The organism is Williamsia muralis, from assembly GCF_051487485.1.
In the GTDB taxonomy this organism is placed as follows: Bacteria; Actinomycetota; Actinomycetes; order Mycobacteriales; family Mycobacteriaceae; genus Williamsia; species Williamsia muralis_B.
Genome location: NZ_JAHVCV010000005.1, coordinates 1 through 15,991, shown reverse-complemented (window position 1 = coordinate 15,991; position 15,991 = coordinate 1). Strand labels below are relative to the sequence as shown.

The 15,991-nt window shown below is 65.8% G+C and carries 16 protein-coding genes and 2 pseudogenes; 6 read left to right on the top strand and 12 right to left on the bottom strand.

The features are described 5' to 3' along the window. Positions 1 to 121 precede the first annotated feature (121 nt). The 3 genes from KXR83_RS14295 to KXR83_RS14285 are packed head-to-tail and all read left to right on the top strand — an operon-like array spanning position 122 to position 3,779. On the top strand, positions 122 to 943 hold the full coding sequence (locus KXR83_RS14295; protein WP_437425395.1) for a class I SAM-dependent methyltransferase: 822 nt from the start codon (positions 122 to 124) through the stop codon (positions 941 to 943). A 47-nt stretch (positions 944 to 990) separates the two neighbouring features. After that, entirely contained in the window at positions 991 to 2,511 is a 1,521-nt protein-coding gene (locus KXR83_RS14290) for a 1,4-alpha-glucan branching protein domain-containing protein (protein ID WP_437425834.1), read from the top strand. Beyond that, complete coding sequence (locus KXR83_RS14285; protein ID WP_437425394.1) at positions 2,508 to 3,779, top strand: glycosyltransferase family 4 protein; 1,272 nt, start codon at positions 2,508 to 2,510, stop codon at positions 3,777 to 3,779. The genes KXR83_RS14290 and KXR83_RS14285 overlap by 4 nt, the downstream gene beginning before the upstream one ends. 68 nt (positions 3,780 to 3,847) lie before the next feature. Here the strand turns inward: KXR83_RS14285 and KXR83_RS14280 are convergent, their stop codons facing one another. Then, positions 3,848 to 4,594, bottom strand: a complete 747-nt coding sequence (locus tag KXR83_RS14280; RefSeq protein ID WP_437425393.1) for an acyltransferase — start codon at positions 4,592 to 4,594, stop codon at positions 3,848 to 3,850. A gap of 93 nt (positions 4,595 to 4,687) precedes the next feature. Between KXR83_RS14280 and KXR83_RS14275 the strand changes: the two genes are divergently transcribed. Continuing rightward, positions 4,688 to 5,989 (top strand): outer membrane protein assembly factor BamB family protein, encoded by a 1,302-nt coding sequence (locus tag KXR83_RS14275; protein ID WP_437425392.1) that lies wholly within the window; start codon positions 4,688 to 4,690, stop codon positions 5,987 to 5,989. Between the two features lie 22 nt (positions 5,990 to 6,011). Here the strand turns inward: KXR83_RS14275 and KXR83_RS14270 are convergent, their stop codons facing one another. Further along, positions 6,012 to 7,202, bottom strand: coding sequence for a THUMP-like domain-containing protein (locus KXR83_RS14270; RefSeq protein WP_437425391.1), 1,191 nt, complete (start codon positions 7,200 to 7,202; stop codon positions 6,012 to 6,014). 63 nt (positions 7,203 to 7,265) lie between these two features. Here KXR83_RS14270 and KXR83_RS14265 point away from each other — a divergent pair. Continuing rightward, positions 7,266 to 7,949 (top strand): annotated as a pseudogene (locus KXR83_RS14265) (HNH endonuclease family protein); the annotation flags it as partial. 7 nt (positions 7,950 to 7,956) lie between these two features. Here the strand turns inward: KXR83_RS14265 and KXR83_RS14260 are convergent. The 4 genes from KXR83_RS14260 to KXR83_RS14245 form a co-directional block, all read right to left on the bottom strand. Next, a complete protein-coding gene (locus tag KXR83_RS14260) occupies positions 7,957 to 8,364 on the bottom strand; it encodes an SRPBCC family protein (protein ID WP_437425390.1) in 408 nt (135 codons plus the stop codon). Continuing rightward, the gene (locus tag KXR83_RS14255) at positions 8,361 to 8,684 is read right to left on the bottom strand and encodes an ArsR/SmtB family transcription factor (protein WP_437425389.1); all 324 of its coding nucleotides are present in this window, start codon (positions 8,682 to 8,684) and stop codon (positions 8,361 to 8,363) included. Before KXR83_RS14255 ends, KXR83_RS14260 begins: the two co-directional genes overlap by 4 nt. A gap of 73 nt (positions 8,685 to 8,757) precedes the next feature. Further along, the gene (locus KXR83_RS14250; protein ID WP_437425388.1) at positions 8,758 to 9,723 is read right to left on the bottom strand and encodes a class I SAM-dependent methyltransferase; all 966 of its coding nucleotides are present in this window, start codon (positions 9,721 to 9,723) and stop codon (positions 8,758 to 8,760) included. A 29-nt stretch (positions 9,724 to 9,752) separates the two neighbouring features. After that, complete coding sequence (locus KXR83_RS14245; protein WP_437425387.1) at positions 9,753 to 10,541, bottom strand: enoyl-CoA hydratase/isomerase family protein; 789 nt, start codon at positions 10,539 to 10,541, stop codon at positions 9,753 to 9,755. Positions 10,542 to 10,587: 46 nt separating this feature from the next. Here KXR83_RS14245 and ligD point away from each other — a divergent pair, with 46 nt between their 5' ends. Beyond that, a complete protein-coding gene (ligD, locus tag KXR83_RS14240; protein ID WP_437425386.1) occupies positions 10,588 to 11,553 on the top strand; it encodes a non-homologous end-joining DNA ligase in 966 nt (321 codons plus the stop codon). Between the two features lie 4 nt (positions 11,554 to 11,557). Here ligD and KXR83_RS14235 read toward each other — a convergent pair whose 3' ends face one another. The 6 genes and pseudogenes from KXR83_RS14235 to KXR83_RS14210 all read right to left on the bottom strand — a co-directional run. Next, the gene (locus KXR83_RS14235) at positions 11,558 to 12,367 is read right to left on the bottom strand and encodes an NUDIX hydrolase (RefSeq protein ID WP_437425385.1); all 810 of its coding nucleotides are present in this window, start codon (positions 12,365 to 12,367) and stop codon (positions 11,558 to 11,560) included. Continuing rightward, positions 12,364 to 13,194, bottom strand: a complete 831-nt coding sequence (locus KXR83_RS14230; RefSeq protein ID WP_062801142.1) for an ABC transporter ATP-binding protein — start codon at positions 13,192 to 13,194, stop codon at positions 12,364 to 12,366. Before KXR83_RS14230 ends, KXR83_RS14235 begins: the two co-directional genes overlap by 4 nt. Before the next feature lie 90 nt (positions 13,195 to 13,284). Further along, positions 13,285 to 13,728, bottom strand: coding sequence for a cupin domain-containing protein (locus KXR83_RS14225; RefSeq protein WP_437425384.1), 444 nt, complete (start codon positions 13,726 to 13,728; stop codon positions 13,285 to 13,287). Between the two features lie 33 nt (positions 13,729 to 13,761). After that, positions 13,762 to 14,496, bottom strand: coding sequence for an aminoacyl-tRNA hydrolase (locus KXR83_RS14220; RefSeq protein ID WP_437425383.1), 735 nt, complete (start codon positions 14,494 to 14,496; stop codon positions 13,762 to 13,764). Beyond that, positions 14,496 to 15,752 carry a phosphoserine phosphatase SerB gene (gene serB / locus KXR83_RS14215; protein WP_437425382.1) on the bottom strand — a complete coding sequence of 419 codons (1,257 nt, stop codon included), beginning with the start codon at positions 15,750 to 15,752 and terminating at the stop codon, positions 14,496 to 14,498. Before serB ends, KXR83_RS14220 begins: the two co-directional genes overlap by 1 nt. A 2-nt stretch (positions 15,753 to 15,754) precedes the next feature. After that, positions 15,755 to 15,991: pseudogene (locus KXR83_RS14210) on the bottom strand (cytochrome ubiquinol oxidase subunit I); the annotation flags it as partial.

Genomic DNA, 15,991 nt, shown 5'->3' with positions numbered 1-15,991 from the left:
AGGTCGAACACCCGATTGCAGGGGAATGAAGTCGGTCACACTGCCTTGCCGAACCGCGCATCGCGAGGGTCACCGCGAGGTCCGCCTCCGGCTCCACACACGGCCCACTAGGCTCTGCTGGATGGTCAGCCCCACGCATGGATCCAACAACGCCGTCGGATCGCCTGCCCCGATCGGCGCCGAGGACGGCGCAACAGCCCCCGAGCAGGGTTTATCCCTCACCGGGGAGCGGACAGTTCCCGGAATTCCCGAGGAGAACTACTGGTTCCGCCGCCACGAGGTGGCCTATGAGTACATCGCCGACCGTTGTCGCGGACGCGATGTCCTGGAAGCCGGATCAGGCGAGGGTTATGGCGCCGACCTGCTCTCCGCCGTCGCCCGATCGGTGACGTGCGTCGACTACGACCAGTCCGCCGTCGAGCACACCCGGGCCCGCTACCCGCACCTCACCATTCATCAGGCCAACCTGATCGACCTGCCGCTTGCCGACGCCTCCATGGACAGCGTTGTCAACTTCCAGGTGATCGAACACCTGTGGGATCAGCCCGCGTTCGTGGCCGAGTGCCTGAGGGTGCTCCGGCCCGGCGGTGAGTTGCTCATGTCCACGCCCAACCGGATCACCTTCTCCCCCGGCCGCGACACCCCACTCAACCCGTTCCACACCCGGGAACTCGATCCCGCCGAACTCCACGAACTGCTCAGCGCAGCGGGCTTCTCCGTCACCGAGCAACTGGGCGTCCGTCATGGCCGGGGACTGCGCGAACTCGACACCAGATGGGGTGGCTCGTTCATCAACGCCCAGATCGATCGGGCGCTGTCCGGTCAGGCCTGGCCCAGCGACTTGACCGCTGACGTGGCGGGGGTGAGCACCGCCGACTTCGACATCTCCGGAACCGACCTCGACAACAGCCTCGACCTGCTGTTCGTCGCGGTGAAGCCGTGACGGGAGCGGGTCTTCGCGACGATGGGGTCGCGGATGCCGTCCCCGGCATGTTCGCCCTGGTCCTGCACTCGCATCTCCCATGGCTCGCCAATCACGGCCGATGGCCCGTCGGCGAGGAGTGGCTGTACCAGTCGTGGGCCGGCTCCTATCAACGTGTGTTCGCAGTCCTGAGGGGACTCGCAGCAGATGGATACACAGACCAACTGAGTCTCGGGATGACGCCGGTGCTGGCGGCGCAGCTCGATGATCCGCATTGCCTGGATTCGATGTATCAATGGCTCGCCGATTGGCAGCTGCGGGCGGGTGAGGCCGCGGTCGCCGAGAGCCCAGGCGGCGGACCCTCGGACATCAACAACCTCGGCGCCCGCGAATACCGCAGTGCGGCAGAAGCCCTCGATGACTTCGAAAGCCATTGGCGCCACGGCGGTTCCCCGCTCATCCGGTCGCTGGTGGATGCAGGAATCGTCGAGTTGCTCGGCGGTCCGCTGGCACATCACTTCGGCCCCCTGCTCGATCCGCGCCTCCGGGCGTTCTCCCTCTGGGAGGGACTGGCGGATGCGGGCCAACGCTTCGGCGTGCGTCCGCGCGGGATCTGGGCACCCGAGTGCGCCTACGCACCCGGCATGGAAGAGGGTTACGACGAAGCCGGCGTCGAGCACTTCATGGTCGACGGCCCTGCGCTGCACGGGGACACGGCACTCGGACGCCCGGTCAGCGGCAGCGATGTGATCGCGTTCGGCCGCGATCTACCGGTGTCGTACCGGGTGTGGTCACCGCGTTCGGGATACCCCGGGCACAGTGCCTACCGCGACTTCCACAGTTACGACCACCGTTTCGGACTCAAGGCATCGCGGGTGACCGGCCGCTCCGTCGCCGCCGGCGACAAGAAGCCGTACGAACCGGAGCGCACCCATGCAGTTGTGCAGCGTCACGTCGACGACTTCGTCACCCACGTCCGAGCCCGGTTGATCGCCGAGACCGACCGGATCGGAAGGCCGGCACTGGTTGTCGCCGCCTTCGACACCGAACTGTTCGGCCACTGGTGGCATGAAGGCCCCCAGTGGCTCGATGCAGTGTTGCGTGCACTCCCGCGCGCCGGCGTCCGTGTGGGCAGCCTGCAGAGCGCCAAAGCCGCAGGCTTCGTCGGCGATCCGGTCGACCTTCCCGAGACCTCTTGGGGCTCAGGCAAAGACTGGCGGGTGTGGAACGGGCCGCAGGTCGACGATCTGGTCCGGATCAACGCTGAGGTCGTCACCGCAGCCCTGGCCACCGTCGACAAACGCATGGACGATCAATCCCCCGGACGTGACCGGGTCAGCGATCAAATCCTGCGCGAGACCTTGATGATGCTGTCGTCCGACTGGCCCTTCATGGTGTCGAAGAACACCGCAGCCGACTATGCGCGCCGGCGCCTGTACACCCACGCGCACGCTGCCAGGGAGATCTGCGACGCCGCCGACCGGGGTCGCGAACAATGGGCCGAAACCCTCTCGGCGCGTTGGAATCTCGCCGACAACGTATTCCCCGGACTCGACGCCCGCCGTTTGCCGGCCGACGCGATCACATGAAGATCCTGGTCGTCTCCTGGGAGTATCCACCGGTGGTGGTCGGCGGCCTCGGCAGGCACGTCCACCACCTGGCAACCGAGCTCGCCCGAGCGGGACACGACGTGGTGGTGTTGTCGCGACAACCCACGGGCAGTGACGGAGACACACACCCGGGGACCGACACGGTGTGCGACGGGGTTCGCGTGATCGCTGCGGCCGAAGATCCCCCGCATTTTGTGTTCGGTGAGGACATGATGGCGTGGGTCCTGGCGCTCGGCCACACGCTGATCCGCGCCGGTCTCGAGCTCGGGCATCCGAAAAGTGTTGACGGCAAAGGCACATGGGTCCCCGACGTCGTGCACGCCCACGACTGGCTCGTCGCCCATCCGGCGATAGCTCTGGCCGAACACTTCGACGTGCCGTTGGTGAGTACCTTCCACGCCACCGAGGCGGGCCGGCACAGCGGATGGGTCAGCGGACGGGTGAACAAGCAGGTCCACTCGGTGGAGTGGTGGCTGGCAGCCGAGTCCGACGCCGTGATCACCTGTTCGGCGTCGATGCGGGACGAGGTGCAACGGTTGTTCGGCCCAGAACTGGCCGAGATCCACACCATCCACAACGGCATCGACATCGATGCGTGGCCATTTGCGCGCCGCGTCGCGCACGACGGCCCCCCGCGCCTGCTGTTCGCGGGGCGCCTGGAATACGAGAAAGGTGTCCAGGACGCCATCGCGGCCCTCTCACGCATTCGGCGCACCCACCGGGGAGCGGTGCTGACGGTCGCCGGTGACGGCACGCAGTTGTCGTGGCTACGGGACGTCGCCCGCGACCACAAGGTGTCGCGGGCGGTCCGTTTCGTCGGTGCCGTCGACAAGGCGGGACTGGCCGAACTGATGAAGGACTGCGACGTGATGGTGCTTCCCAGCAGATACGAACCGTTCGGCATCGTGGCCTTGGAGGCGGCGGCCACCGGCGCCCCGCTGGTCACCTCGACCGCCGGCGGTCTCGGCGAGGCCGTCACCGACCGGGTCACCGGGCTCAGTTTCGCCCCGGCCGACGTCGGCGGTCTCACGGCTGCGATCCGCGCAGCTCTCGCCGACCCCGTGGCCGCTCAACAGCGCGCCATTGCCGCACGCGTTCGGGTGTCACAGGGATTCGCGTGGGACCAGGTGGCGGCGCGCACGGCGGCGGTCTACGAGAAGGCCACACGGCGCCCTCGGCGTCCACTGGGGCGGCCGACCATCGTGGACAGGCCACTGCCGGAGCGGGACCCGGCGGGGCCGATCTAGTCCGTCGATGTGAGCCACCGCTGGTCAATCCGCTGGGTTCAATCCTCCTGGGTTCAATCCTTCTGGGTTCAATCCTTCTGGGCGGCAGCCTTCTTGCGTTCGATGTCGGCGAGCGCACGCTCGAGTTCGGCCCGCTCGGCAGCATTGCTCGCCCAGTCGTCCATCCGGTTCTTCACCACTCGTGCAGGTGCACCGACCGCGATGGAGTAGTCCGGGATCGTCCCCTTCACCACCGCGTGAGATCCGAGCACACAACCCCTGCCGACCAGGGTGTTGCGGAGCACCGACACCTTGGCCGCGATCCAGGTGTCCGGGCCGATCCGTACAGGCCCCTTGACGATCCCCTGGTCTTTGATGGCAACGGTGATGTCGTCCATCCGGTGGTCGAAGTCGCAGATGTAACACCAGTCCGCGACCAGTGTCGATGCGCCGATCTCGATGTCCAGATAGGTGTTGACGACGTTGTTCTCACCGAAGACCACCTTGTCGCCGATGCGCAGCGAACCCTCGTGGCACCTGATCGAGTTGCCGTCTCCGATGTGTACCCACCGGCCGATCTCGAGCCGAGACAGTTCAGGGGTTGCGTGGATCTCGACGTTCTTCCCGAGGAACACCATCCCGCGCAGGATCACGTGTGGATTGGCGAGTTTGAACCGGAGGAGCCGCACATACCGCACCAGGTACCAAGGCGTGTACGCCCGATGTTCCAGCACCCACCGCAGCGATTCCCGGGTGAGGAAACGGGCCTGCTCCGGTTCCCGCCGCATCCCAGCACGCCACCGGCGATGCAGCGGTGCGTTCCACATGCTCGTCATGGATACGAACACTAATGGACGCCGATACCCGATCCTGCGGGTCACTCGCGATAGGCTCAGGCCCGATCTGCCGAAGCAACGAAGAGGAGCACGATGGGGCGCCGGACCACCGCACGAGCCGCCGCGGCCCTGGTGATGTTGCTGGCCGTTCTGCTCAGTTCGTGCTCTGACGGTGTCGACGACGTGCGTTCGGTGGCCAGCGCAGGCTGGTCCAGCTATGGGGGCAACGCCCACAACTCGAACTTCGTGTACCCCAAGACCGGCGAACTCGAGCTCTCGTGGTCGCGGCCGGTCGGTGGGCCCATCTCCTCACCCCTGACGATCTCCGGCCGATCCAACGTAGGCGTCACGGCCGCCACCCCCGGAGGCTGCAACACATTCCTGTTCGACCAGCGTGCCGGACGGAAAAACTTCTGCAAGTACTACGGACCGGGCATCGAACTCAACTCGATGCTGTTCGACCAGTACGAGAACATCTACATCGGTGACGCCGGCATGTTCTACGGGCTCAACGGAGCGGGAGATTTCCGGTGGCGTTTCGGCGTCGTCGGCGTGCCGCTCTCGGCAAAGTTCGCTGCGCCGGGGCTGGTGCTGATGGTGAGCCATCTCGGCCAGATCCTGCTGTTCGACTCGCAGACCGGCAAACTTGCCGCACCCGGGGTTGCGTTGCGTCCTGATGCCGATCCGGCACAGCCGCTGTACGGGCTCGGCGACTGCGTCTCGGGTGGTCCCCGTTGCCCCGTTCAGGCGCCTCCCGCAGTCGATTCCGATCGCGAGCGTTTGTATCTCAACTACTGGCCCGAGGGTGTCATCGCATCCGGGGTCCGCGGCTACGACTACTCCGAGGAGAACGGCACCCGTTCGATTCGCGAGTCGTGGAAGGCGGAGATCCCCGGCGGCGTCATCGGGACGCCGACGCTGTCGGCGGACGGTCGCACGCTCTACGTGTTCAATCGCCTCGGCAGCATCTACGCTCTCGACGCCCTCACCGGAACGCCCAAATGGGACTACTTCGTGGACAACTACGGTTTCGGGACCATGACCGTCTCACCCGATGGCCTGATCATCCCGACCGGACTGCTCAACGCACCGGTGCGCGCCTACCGAGACCTGGGCGACAAGGCCGAACGAGTGTGGCAACGCACCGATGTGCAATCGGTGGGGCTGTCGGCACTCACCACCTCTGGGACCGCTTGGACGGTCGTGCGCGAGAACAACGCGGACGAACTGACATTGATGGAAGTCGATTCCGCCGACGGCGCCACGGTGCGGAAGTTTGCGATCCCCGGGTCGGTCGGTTTCACCACGGGTGTGGCGGTGTCGAACACCGGCCAGGTCGCGACTGCGACCAACCTCGGTGAGGTCTACTTCTACGACGCACCGAAGGACAAATAGACCGCACACATCGTGGTGGTCATCAGCGTTGCCGCATCCCTTCTTCGCAGATGAACATCACCCCGCGCCGCCCGATCCTGGTGATCACCACAGCGTGGGCCGCAGAACCCTTGAGCTTCAGTCTCTTACGCAGCCGGTCGGGGTCGATGTCGACACCGCGGACCAGGATTTCGAGGGTGCCACAGCCCAACTCGGCCAGCCGTCGCTTGAGGTGTTTCTCGGAGAAGTTGAACTGTTCCATCACCCGCCATCCGCGTTCACCCGTCGGCAGGTGATCGCCGCTGAGATAGGCGATCTGGGGGTCGAGTTGCCACAGCCGGTGGGCTTTTGCGAAGTGGCGAACCAAACCGGCCCGGACGACGGCGCCGTCCGGATCCATGATCCACTCCCCTGCGTCATCGACGCCTGCATCGTCGTCGGCTGCGTCGGTGATCTCGAAACCTGTGCCGTCCGTGCGGATCACGGTTGCCCGGCGCTTGACGTCAGGGCGAGGGTCGTTCCACAGGCACGCTTCGCGCACCGCGCCGTTCAGCGAGATGATCTGTACTTCACCTGCGAATCCGTAACGATCGCGCAAGAGTCGGTAGTCGAGCCCGGGCGCGCACTTGACCACCAGTGAACGGCCGGCGTAGACGGTCAGCAGTTCCAGGAGCGGCGGCGCGGTGTCCTCGATCCGGAAGCTCCGGCGGCCCCCGCTGCGGCGGGCGGGGTCGGCCGCATAGACGTCGGCAGCACTCGTCGGCGTGAGTGCATCGGCGCGGGCCAGCGCGGCCTGGGGCACGTTGTGCGCCGCCATCGCGAGCCTGGTCTGGTCGATGTCGCTGCCGATCACGCCGCCCAACCCGTCGGCCTGCGTCAGCGACGCGAGATCAGCGCCTATCGAACAGGTGACGTCGTGGACGGTGGCACCGGGATATCGGGCAGCGAGTTCAGCTGCCCGGTGATCGGCGACCGGGTAGGCCGTGGCCTGTTGAAGGGCGTCGGAGGTCAGCAGCCAGCGATGCGGGTCACGCAGTTTCCCGGCTGCCCGACGGCGACAGGAGACCGTCTCCACCAGCGCCGCCTGCCGTCCGGGATAGGCAGCGGTCAGACGTCCGATGTCGGTCATCAACGAATGTGGCTGCAGAGCAAGCGAATCCGCCAACCTCAGTGCCTCACGTCCGGTTTCGGAACGGAGGAACGCCACATCGTCGGTCGAGAAGTCGTAGCCCACGGGTATAACAGTATCCGTGCCGAAACCGAGGAGAACGTGAACCGACCCGAACAGGGCCGCCACCTGGCGCTCACGTTGCTGAGTGTGCTGGCAGTCGCCTCCTGTCAGATCCAGGACGCGCCCGCCCCACCCGGTAGTCAGACCGCGGCCCGCCCTGCCCAACCCGACGCGCCGACGGCCCAGAGCCCCGCGCTTGCGCAGCTCGACTCGCTGACGGTCAAGGGCCGAGCACCCAAGACCGGCTACAGCCGCGAGCAATTCGGGCAGGCCTGGACCGACGACGTGAATGTCGCGCAGGGCCACAACGGATGTGACACCCGCAACGACATCCTGCGTCGCGACCTGACGGTTGTCACGGTGAAGCCCGGTACACGCGAATGTGTCATCCTCACCGGCGTCCTCGATGACCCCTACACCGGCCGTCGCATCGACTTCGTCCGAGGCGAGAAGACCTCTCCCGCAGTACAAATCGACCACGTGGTGGCGCTGTCTGACGCCTGGCAGAAGGGAGCAGCGCAATGGGACCGCGCCAAACGGACCAACTTCGCCAACGACCCGGCCAATCTGCAAGCCACCGACGGGCCGACCAACCAGAGCAAGGGCGCAGGAGACGCGGCCACCTGGCTTCCACCCAACAAGTCCTACCGTTGCACCTACGTGTCCCGGCAGATCGACGTCAAGGCGCGCTACAGCCTGTGGGTCACCGAGGCCGAGAAGCAAGCCATGGCCCAGATCATGGCCACCTGCTGACCCGCTAGAGGGCTTGGGCCGTCTCGGCGAGTCGCGGCAGGATGCTGCCCTGCCATCCGGGCCCCATCCGATCGAAAGCGGCGGCCATCCTGGCGTCGTTCAGATCAAAACCGGAATGCTCGAGGAGTAGGCGTGTTCCTCTGCCCTCCGGCACCAGCGTCCATGTCAGGGTCCACTGCGGGGTGAAGCTGTAGCTCAGTAGCGAAAACGGCTCTGAGCGAAGGATTTTGCACGGCTGACGACCGAACCCGGGCATCTCCAGGGTGAACTCGTGACCCACCTCGGCCGAGATGTCACCGGGCACCCACCACTTCTCCAGGAGTTCTGGTTCGGTGAGCGTGCGCCACACCTTGCGAGGTTCGGCCTGCACGAACTGATCGAGCTTGATCGAGGCAGCGGTCGTTTCGGTCATTCCACATCCTTTGCAATGTCGGCAAGGGACGACAGACGTCCCCGCCAGTACTTCTCGAAGGGATGCAACCACTCACCGAGATCGGCCAGGGGCTCCGGCGTCAACTCGTAGATGCGCCGTCGGCCGGAAGCCTTGTCGGCAACAAGTCCGGCTTCTCGCAACACCTTCAGGTGCTCGGCCACCGCAGGCCGGCTCAGCGCGAACTGATCGCTGAGCGCACCTGCGGACTGTGGCTGCTCGGCGAGTATCTCCAGAAGCCTGCGGCGCACCGGACTCGCCAGCGCCGCGAAGACGTCATCTGTTGTGGTCACGACAACCACAATATGTCGGAGATTACCGACATGTCAATAATCTCCGACACTTCCGGTCGGCCGAGTCCTCACGGGTGTTGGACTACTCCGGTTTGGTGCCCGTGATGATCACGTTGTAGAAAAACTTGGGCGGCACCACTTTTCGCAAGATGTTCTCGTCCACCCAGGTGAGCCGCTTCCAGCCGCCGAACGCGAACCGCGCCCAGCCCCAGCCGAGCTTCTCCGGCGGAACGGCGGCCTCGAAGGTCCGAACCGGCCAGCCCAGCATGGCGGCGGCAAACTCTTCGGTTGCTGTCTTCACGTTCACAGCTCCGGCAGATGTGGACATCCGCTCGAGGTCGCTGGGATCAAAGGTGTGGATGTCGACTACGGCCTCGAGCGCCGCAGCGCGCGACGACTCGTCGAGTTCGGCCTGCGGTCGGCGCCAGTCCTGTAGCGGCCCCAGTTTGGTGACCTTTGTCGTCGCTGCCCACGTGGCACGCGAGAGCCACCGTGCGTAGAAGTCACCGATGGTCGACGGTTCGCCGGCGAAGATGAACCGTCCCCCGGGCTTGAGTACTCGCAGCACCTCACGCAGCGACTTCTCGACATCGGGGATGTGATGGAGCACCGCATGACCCACCACGAGGTCGAAGGTGTTGTCGTCGTAGGGAATCGTCTCCGCGTCGGCCACCCGGCCATCGACGTCCAGACCCAGGTTCGCCGCGTTGCGCAACGCCACCTTCACCATGCCCGGCGACAAGTCGGTCACCGAACCTTTGGTCGCAATCCCACCCTGCATGAGATTGAGCAGGAAAAACCCCGTGCCACAACCCAATTCGAGCGCGTGCCCATACGGCAACGGCTCGTCGGCCGCAACGGCGTCGAAGCGACCCCTGGCGTAGTCGATGCAGCGCTCGTCGTAGCTGATCGACCACTTGTCGTCGTAGGTCTCGGCTTCCCAGTCGTGGTAGAGAACCTGCGCGAGCTTGGTGTCTGCGAGTGCGGCCTCGACCTCGTCCGCTGTGGCATGCGGGTTGGGAGCGGGATCACTGGTAGGCGAAGTCATTGGTTCCACAACTGCTTTCGGATCGATACTCATTTACCCGTGAACTCTGCTTTGCCCGGGCCGTTCTCGACGAACGACGCCATGCCGATCGCCCGGTCGTCGGTGGAGAACAACGCGGCGAAGAGATGCTCCTCGATCTTGAGGCCGGTGCGCAGGTCGACGTCGAGACCCTGGTCGATGGCCGCCTTGGCCGCGGCAAGCGCCACGCTGGCCGCACCGGAGAACTTCGACGCCCACCGAAGCGCCGCGTTGTAGACCTCGTCCGGAGCGACGACCTCATCGACGAGTCCGATCTGCAGAGCCTCGGCGGCGCCGACGAATCGGCCCGTGAACACCATGTCCTTGGCCTTGGCGGGCCCGATCAGCCGTGCCAAGCGCTGGGTGCCCCCACCACCCGGGATGACGCCCAGAAGGATCTCCGGAACGCCAAGCTTCGCATTGTCACCGGCGATCCGGCGATCGGCACCGAGCGCAACTTCCAGCCCGCCGCCGAGGGCGTACCCCGTGATGGCCGCAACGGTCGGCTTGGGGATGGCGGCGATGGAACTCAGACCGTCCTGCAACTGGCCGGCGACCTTACGCATCTCGGCGTAGGTCATGTCGTTCATCTCTTTGATGTCGGCCCCTGCGGCAAGCACTTTCGGTCCGCCATAGACAACAACCGATTTGATGTCGTCACGGCGGGTGGCTTCGCGGGCGGCCTCGGCCAATTCACTCTGCACCTGCCGACTCAGAGCATTCATCGGAGGGCGGTTGAGAAGAATCGTGCCGACCCCGGGGAACTCGTCGGACGTCTGCAATGTGACGAACTCAGGCATGTATCGGAGGCTACCGGGTGTCCGGTCCATCCCCTACTGTCGGGGGATGGCAGCTAGCTCGCACGGCGAGCCGATCGAGATCTCCGTGGGCGACCGCGTCGTGCGCGTATCGAGTCCCGAACGGGTGTACTTCCCTGCCCGGGGCGAGACCAAGCTGGATCTGGTCAACTATTACCTCGCCGTCGGTGACGGAATCGTCCGCGCCCTGCTCGACAGGCCGTGCATGTTGCACCGGTATCCCAAGGGGGTTGCCGGACAGAAGGTGCACCAGAAGCGCATTCCGTCCGGAGCGCCGCCATGGCTCGAGACGGTGAACATCTACTTCCCCAGATTCGGCCGGACGGCCGACGAGGTCTGTGTCACCGAACTGGGCAGTGTCATCTGGGCGGTGCAGATGTCGACCGTCGAGTTCCATCCGTGGAACTCGCGTCGTTTCGACACCGAGAAGCCCGACGAGTGGCGCATCGACCTCGACCCGATGCCCGACTGCCCGTTCGACCGGGTGCGCCGCAGTGCACACGTCGCCCATGAGGTACTCGATGAGTTGGGCATGACGGGCTATCCGAAGACATCCGGCGGCTCGGGCCTGCACATCTACGTTCGGATCGAGCCCGAGTGGGGTTTCGCCGACGTCCGCCGCGCGGCGCATGCCTTTGCCCGGGAGGTGGAACGCCGCGCCCCTGACGACGTGACCACCACCTGGTGGCGCAAGGACCGCGACCCCGCCGCGGTGTTCGTCGACTACAACCAGAACACCCGCGACCACACCATCGCGAGCGCCTACTCGGTTCGCGGCAACCCGGAGGGAACGGTGTCGACCCCGATCCGCTGGGACGAGATCGACGATGTGGAGCCGAAAGACTTCACGATCGCAACCGTTCCGGCTCGGTTCGCCGAACTCGGTGACCTGCATTCGGAGATCGACGATCACGCCTACCGGCTGGACACACTCCTCGAATGGGCCGACCGCGACGAGCGTGAGGGTGCCGCACCGCCGCCCGAGCCCGAGTGACCCGTCAGGCCAGATCCGTCCGGTAGCGGCGGTAGTCGGACTCCCCGTCGAACCGGACACGCATCCGCTCGCCGGTCGACACGACCTCAGGGAGGATCGACACGATCTCGCGTTCGGCCGCGAGGAGGTCGGCAAGACTGTCGTAGGCGCTGATCTCCTTGAGTTGAGTCCAGGTGGGCGGCAACAGGAAGTGTTTCCCGTCGTCCCAGGCCTCGAGCGCCGCACGAGGCGTCGCCCACGCCGTCTCCGCGGCCTCGGTGGTCTCACCGTCTGCCTGTTGGCCTTCGGGCAGAGCAGCGAGGAAGAACCTGGTGTCGTAGCGACGGCTCTCCCCGATCGGCGTGATCCAGTGCGCGAGCGGACGCAACAGGTCCGCGCGCAACGACAGGTCGTGCTCACGCAGGAACTGGGCGAACGACAACGATTTGTCGACGAGAGCCGCCCTCTCGGCGGTGAGGGCAGAGGTGTCGGGGAACGTGCCATCCGGGCGTGCGGCGAGCAGCACACCGCATTCCTCGAACAGCTCACGAACGGCCGCGCACACCAGAGCCTGCGCAGTGGCTGCATCGGTGTTGAAACGCTCCGCCCACCAATGCTCGTCGGGCCCGATCCACGCGAGATCAGCCTCGGCGTCGCGGCGGTCCACCCCACCACCCGGGAATACGGTCATCCCCCCGGCAAACGCCATCTGCTTCACCCGCCGCATCAGGAAGACCTCGATGGGCCGCCCATCCACCCCGCCGCGGACAAGGACCACCGTTGCCGCATCGCGCAGAGGGACGGACTCGGGATCGGAAACCTGCCCGAAGATCATTCGGCACGCCGCCGATGGCCGCCCGCGCGACGTGCCCGCCGAGCGAAGAAACGACCGCCGGTGTTGGTCAGCACGATCGACTGGCTGAAGGCGCTCGACAGGTTCTCCGACGTGACCACATCTTCGATCAGGCCCTGGGAGACCACCGCACCCTCCTTCAGGAGCATCGCGTGGGTGAACCCGTTCGGGATCTCTTCTACGTGGTGTGTCACCAGAACGATCGCCGGGGCGTCGGGGTCGGCGGCAAGGACCTCGAGTCGCGCAACCAATTCTTCGCGGCCGCCCAGGTCGAGTCCCGCGGCCGGTTCATCGAGAAGGAGCAGCTCGGGATTGATCATCAGGGCACGCGCGACCAGAACCCGTTTGCGTTCGCCCTCGGACAACGTGCCGAAGGTGCGGTCGGCCAGGTGTTCGGCACCCATCGATTCGAGGGTTTCCAGGGCCTGTTCGCGGTCGACTTGGTCGTACTCCTCTTTCCACCGGCCGAGCACCGAGTAGCCGGCGGAGATGACGAGGTCACTCACCCTTTCGTCATCGGGGATGCGTTCGCCGAGCAACGCTGACGTGACGCCGATACGAGTGGTGAGCTCTCTCATCTCGGTGCGACCGACCTGCTCACCCAGCAAGAAGGCGCTCCCACTGCTCGGATGGGTCTGGGCGGCGGCCATGCGCATCAGCGAGGTCTTTCCAGCGCCGTTGGGACCGAGGATCACCCATCGTTCGTCGAGTTCCACCTTCCAGGTGATCGGCCCCACCAAGGTGTTGCCGGAGCGTCGCAAAGCGACGTCCTCGAAGTCGATCAGCAGGTCCGGATCCGTTTCACGCACCCCCCTATCGTGCCGCACCGGGACGCGAAGGCGACGCAGGCGGGCCGAATACGTCCGGCACTTTGCCGACCGGGTTTGTGGTCCCCGAGGTCAGTGCATGGTGAAGTCGGCAAAGTCGAAGCCGGGCACGACAATACAACTGACCAGCGACGGTTCGTCTCCATGCGGCTGCGCGCGCTGCCATTCGCCGGGCGCGACGATGTACTGCGGGCGATGACCGGCGGTGATGTCGGCGCCGACCAGCACGGTTCGTTCCCTTGCAGGCTCAGGTCCGTCACCACCGAGACCGAGCGCCACCGGAGCCCCACGGTGATACAGCCAGATCTCAGCGCTGCGTACGGTGTGCCACGCGGACTGCTGTCCCGGCAACAGCAGGAACAAGATTGCCGTACCAGCCGCTCGTTCAGCCGGATATTCCTGCGGCAGAACATCTTTCGGGATGGTCAGATCGCTCACCCAGGTCTGCCGGTAGAACCCGCCTTCAGGATGCGGTTCCAGGTGCAGTTGGGCGGCCCAGTCGGGGAGCTCGGTCATGGCGCCAGACTAATCGGCAGAGCCCGGGCCGTCCTACCCTATTTCGGCGATCACGGTCACCGAGCCCGGCGCGATCTCGGTGAATCCGGCATCGCGCACCGCAACCGCATGGCCGGTGAGGTCGGCGTCGATCAGCCGCGTCCAGTCGGTCGGCGACGCGGTGCGCACCCGTACCGGGCATCCGTCGGACCACCATCGCTCCGCGTCCACCAGGGACATCAATCGGACGACCAGCATCGCAGCGTGCCCGACCTGTGCGGCGAGCTTTCCGACCGTCATCTCGAGAGTCGGATTGACCCACAACACCGGTCCGGTGCCCACGTCGGCATCGTCGCCGGGTACGTCGGTGCCCCCGATCTGGAGGCGTCCGATCCGCCGGTCGATGTCGCCGACCGGACCGGGGACGATGGCCCGGGCCTCGGCCGAACCGCATCGTGCGGTGACCCCCGGGACTTCTTGTGCCGCAGTCCAATGCGATCCACGTGCGCGGCGTGCGATCTTACGGATCCGCGCGTCGCACCAGGCGTCCATCGGTTCCGACCACGGGCCGTCGCCGCCCGAGCGCGGATCGAGGCACAATGCCGCGACCGCGGAAGCCGCAGCGTTGAGTAGCTCGGTCCTGGGCGGAGGTTCGGTCTTGGGGATGTGCAGCACCATCGGCATCGCCAGCACCTGCCCCGGATCGACCGGATCCGAACCGCCACCGACGTACTCGGTCAGTCGCCGGTACCGCTGCCCAAAGGTGTTGTCGGCGTCGGGCGCGACCATCAGTTCAGCGGCACCCGGCGCAACACACCGTCGACGGCGTCAGCGGCCTCGATCTCGTCGCGTGTGACACCGAGGATGAAGAGGACGGCGTCCAGGAACGGGTGCGACAGCGCGGCGTCGGCGACTTCCTGCAACGCCGGTTTCGCGTTGAAGGCGATCCCGAGGCCGGCAACTGTCAGCATGTCGATGTCGTTGGCCCCGTCACCGACTGCGATGGTCTGCTCCATCGGAACACCGACGCTGTCGGCAAACGCACGCAAGGCCTTCGCCTTCCCGGCCCGGTCGACGATTTCGCCCTTCACGCGGCCGGTGAGCTTGCCCTCGGAGATCTCCAGCGTGTTCGCCTTCACGAAGTCGAGTTCGAGCTCATGGGCCAGCGGTTCGATGACCTGCCGGAAGCCACCCGACACCACGCCGCAGTGGTAACCCATGCGGTGGAGGGTGCGGATGGTTGTCCGGGCACCGGGCGTGAGCTGCAGTTCCATCGCCACTTCGTCGAGCACCGATACGTCGAGGCCGGCGAGTGCGGCCACGCGCTGGTGGAGAGACTCCGCGAAGTCGAGCTCACCTCTCATGGCGGCCTCGGTGACTGCGGCGACCTCTTGTTCGCGGCCTGCCCGAGCGGCGAGCATCTCGATGACCTCACCCTGGATCAGGGTGGAGTCGACGTCGAACACGATGAGGCGCTTGGCCCGCCGGGCCAGGCCGCCTCGCTCGACGGCCACATCGATGCCGTACTTGCTGGCCACGGCGGCAAGTCCCTGGCGCAGTGCGGCATCGGCGGCGACGCTGTCCTTGTCGACGCTGATGAGTAGTTCGAGTCCGGTGACCGGGTAATCGGCGATTCCGCGAATCGAGTCGATGTTGCCGCCCTGGCGGGCGAGTTCACCAGCGAGCGCGCTGAACCCCTTGGCGCTGACCGGGCTGCCGAGGATCACCACAGCGTGCGTGGACAGCCTGCGGTCGCCGTTGGCTGCTCCCACCTCGACCGTGACATCGATTCCGAGGGAATCCATGGCCTGCTCGATGACCTCTTGCAACTCTTCGCTGTCGCCGATGCAGCTCACCAGCACGCCGAGGGTGAGGCGACCGCGGATCACCACCTGCTCGACGTCCAGCACGCTGACGTTGCGGGTGGACAGGGCTCCGAACAATACCGACGTGACGCCTGGTTTGTCGTGGCCGGTGACCGTGATCAGCACCGAGGTGCCGATCGGTCTTGCTTCTTCCGAGCTTTGGCTGATGTTGTTTCCCACCGTCAGAACGAGTTGGGTTCGGTGGATGACTCGGTGCCACCGACCGTCAAAGGATCACGCTTGGTCTGTTCCGCTTTTTCACTGGCGTGGCCGACGTGTGCTTCTTCGCGCATCCGGTCGACCATGTGCGGGTAATGCAACTCGAACGCCGGACGCTCCGAACGGATCCGCGGCAGCTCGGTGAAGTTGTGCCGCGGCGGCGGGCAACTGGTCGCCCACTCCAGCGAGTTACCAAAGCC

Bases quoted from the DNA above. Each gene is read 5' to 3' on its own strand.
- KXR83_RS14220 (WP_437425383.1), bottom strand. From the start codon at position 14,496: ATGGTCGCGCCCGACGCCGACAACACCTTTGGGCAGCGGTACCGGCGA.
- KXR83_RS14250 (WP_437425388.1), bottom strand. From the start codon at position 9,723: ATGACTTCGCCTACCAGTGATCCCGCTCCCAACCCGCATGCCACAGCG.
- KXR83_RS14235 (WP_437425385.1), bottom strand. From the start codon at position 12,367: ATGATCTTCGGGCAGGTTTCCGATCCCGAGTCCGTCCCTCTGCGCGAT.
- KXR83_RS14275 (WP_437425392.1), top strand. From the start codon at position 4,688: ATGGGGCGCCGGACCACCGCACGAGCCGCCGCGGCCCTGGTGATGTTG.
- KXR83_RS14290 (WP_437425834.1), top strand. From the start codon at position 991: ATGTTCGCCCTGGTCCTGCACTCGCATCTCCCATGGCTCGCCAATCAC.
- KXR83_RS14285 (WP_437425394.1), top strand. From the start codon at position 2,508: ATGAAGATCCTGGTCGTCTCCTGGGAGTATCCACCGGTGGTGGTCGGC.
- KXR83_RS14280 (WP_437425393.1), bottom strand. From the start codon at position 4,594: ATGACGAGCATGTGGAACGCACCGCTGCATCGCCGGTGGCGTGCTGGG.
- KXR83_RS14225 (WP_437425384.1), bottom strand. From the start codon at position 13,728: ATGACCGAGCTCCCCGACTGGGCCGCCCAACTGCACCTGGAACCGCAT.
- KXR83_RS14260 (WP_437425390.1), bottom strand. From the start codon at position 8,364: ATGACCGAAACGACCGCTGCCTCGATCAAGCTCGATCAGTTCGTGCAG.
- KXR83_RS14245 (WP_437425387.1), bottom strand. From the start codon at position 10,541: ATGCCTGAGTTCGTCACATTGCAGACGTCCGACGAGTTCCCCGGGGTC.
- KXR83_RS14295 (WP_437425395.1), top strand. From the start codon at position 122: ATGGTCAGCCCCACGCATGGATCCAACAACGCCGTCGGATCGCCTGCC.
- ligD (WP_437425386.1), top strand. From the start codon at position 10,588: ATGGCAGCTAGCTCGCACGGCGAGCCGATCGAGATCTCCGTGGGCGAC.